Source organism: Petrotoga halophila DSM 16923 (genome assembly GCF_002924615.1).
Genome location: NZ_JALY01000181.1, coordinates 1 through 2,487 on the forward strand (window position 1 = coordinate 1; position 2,487 = coordinate 2,487).

A 2,487-nucleotide genomic window follows, 5' to 3' on the forward strand; every position below is an offset into this window, starting at 1 on the left:
TTCGCCCCGCTCCCCACCCATAAGGAAAAGAAAATAATCCTTTTTCCTAGCTTCCCAACCGTTAATTATCTGAAAAGTATACTAACAGATAAATTTTTTCTTATTCTGACTATCGCTTCTCCCAAAAGTTCAGAGGAGTTTAATTCCACAAATTTGTCAGGCAATTCTTTATGATATATTGTATCTGTAACAATTATTTTATCAATACTTGAATTTTGCAATTTTTCAACGGCATTTAGTGAAAATATCCCATGTGTAGCGGCAGCGATAATTTTTTTTGCACCTTTATTATGTAGAGTTTCAGCAGCAGCTACAAGAGATCCACCAGTATCTATTATATCATCAAATATTATACAATTAGCACCCTCTACCTCTCCTATTACGTTTATTACTTCAGCAACGTTATCTTTAGGCCTTCTTTTGTCGAGGATAGCTAAAGAAGATCCTAATTTTTGGGCAAACTTTCTAGCTCGTTTTACGCCACCAACATCCGGGGATACTACCACGGTGTCATGTTGTGTCAATTTCATTTCTTCTAAAAAATATTTTGAAAAAATCGGGAAACTCCAAAGATTATCAACTGGTATATCAAAGAAACCTTGGATTTGTTCGGCATGAAGATCAATTGTCACTACCCTAGTTGCGCCAGCAGTTGTAATTAAGTTGGCAACAAGCTTTGCAGTAATTGGATCTCTACCCCTGGCTTTTCTATCTTGACGAGCATACCCAAAGTATGGAATTATAACAGATATAGATGCAGCAGAAGCCCTTCTCAGGGCATCGATCATTATCAGCAATTCCATGATATTATTATTTACAGGCGGAGCTATGGATTGAATTAAATATACATCGAATCCTCTCACTGTTTCGTTAATTTTTACATTTACTTCACCATCTGCAAAAGTTGATACTTCGCAGTCACCCAATCTTGTGTCCATGTATTCGACAATTTTTTTAGCTAAAAGAGGGTTAGAGTTTCCTGCAAACACTTTGAATTGATTCTCTTTAGTTGACATTTTTATACTCCCTTCTCTACATTTTGTGAATCCCTTTTTAACACCCAATTTTCTTTGTTTATTTGATGTGCTCTTGCTAAGGTTAAAGCATTGTCTGGCACATCTTTTGTTATCACAGACCCAGCTCCTACAAGAGAATTTTTTCCAATATTAACAGGTGCAACTAAAGAGGTGTTACTTCCAATAAAGGCTCCATCATCTATAAAGGTCTTGTTCTTTTTCTTACCATCGTAGTTACATGTTATAGTTCCTGCACCAATGTTTACATTTCTCCCAACATAAGTGTCACCTAAATAAGTTAAATGCTGTGCTTTACTGTTGCAAGATATTTTAGTTTTCTTAGTTTCAACAAAATTACCTATTTTAACGTTTTCTTGCAACTCTGTTCCTTCTCTTAGCCTTGAAAAAGGACCTATAGAAACATTTTTTTGTATTCTACTTAATTCGCATTCTGAGCGAATTATTTTCACATTGTCTTCTATAATACAATCTTTGATCCTTGTTAATGGACCTATTTCACAATCTTTTCCAATGGTCGTTTTTCCGTATATAAATGTTTGAGGATAAATTATTGTATCAGCGCCAATACTTACATCAGCGGAGATGTATGTAGAATCTGGATCCTGTATTGTAACTCCATTTAGCATGTGTTTCTTTAAAATTTCTTTTCTTATCTTTTTTTCAGCTTCTGCTAACTGTATCCTATCGTTTATACCAATAACCTCTATTTCATTTTCTAATTCTACCACACCAACTTTTTCCAGAAGTTCAAAAACATCGGTTAAATAATATTCTCCCTGGGCATTTTGTGGAGTGATACGGTGTAAGGCTTCTTTTAATTGCTCTCCTTTGTAAACAGCAATTCCTGTATAAACTTCTTTTATTTGCTTTTCAGAAGTATCGGCATCTTTTTCTTCGACTATTTTGACAAATTTATCTTCATTTTTTATTATGCGTCCATAACCAGTTGGATCCTCTAGTCTTACTGAGAGTATGGTCGAACTGTTATTATCTTTTAAATGTCTTTCAATGAGAGAATTTAAAGTTTGGCAAGAGATAAATGGCACATCGCCGTAAAGTATCAAGATATCGCTATCATCGAGAAATTGTTCTGCACAGAGTACAGCATGACCCGTTCCTAATCTTTCTTTTTGCTCAAAAATTTTAACATTTTCATCCAACAATTCTTTTACTTGATCCTTTCCATTTCCTAAGACTATCCCGATATCTTCGGTTATTTTTTTTGCAACATCTGTAACCCAATTTATCATTGGTTTATCTAGAATTTTATGTGCAACTTTTGGAATCTTTGATTTCATTCGTTTTCCTTGCCCAGCGGCAAGTATTAATACTTTTATATCTACCTCCTCCTTTCATAATTTTTAGCGCCCCTACCCCCGCTCCCCACCCTTCTTAAGGAAGGGACCTGCGGTCCCTAAGTCCAACAAGGGGTGGAGGGCTTCGCCCTGTG

The 2,487-nt window shown here is 35.5% G+C and carries 2 protein-coding genes; both read right to left on the minus strand.

Annotated features, from left to right (window positions below; translation table 11 throughout):
* Window positions 1-65: 65 nt before the first annotated feature.
* Entirely contained in the window at window positions 66-1,016 is a 951-nt protein-coding gene (locus AA81_RS09245) for a ribose-phosphate pyrophosphokinase (protein ID WP_103078991.1), read from the minus strand.
* Window positions 1,017-1,018: 2 nt separating this feature from the next.
* On the minus strand, window positions 1,019-2,374 hold the full coding sequence (glmU, locus tag AA81_RS09250) for a bifunctional UDP-N-acetylglucosamine diphosphorylase/glucosamine-1-phosphate N-acetyltransferase GlmU (RefSeq protein ID WP_103898871.1): 1,356 nt from the start codon (window positions 2,372-2,374) through the stop codon (window positions 1,019-1,021).
* Between the last annotated feature and the right edge of the window lie 113 nt (window positions 2,375-2,487).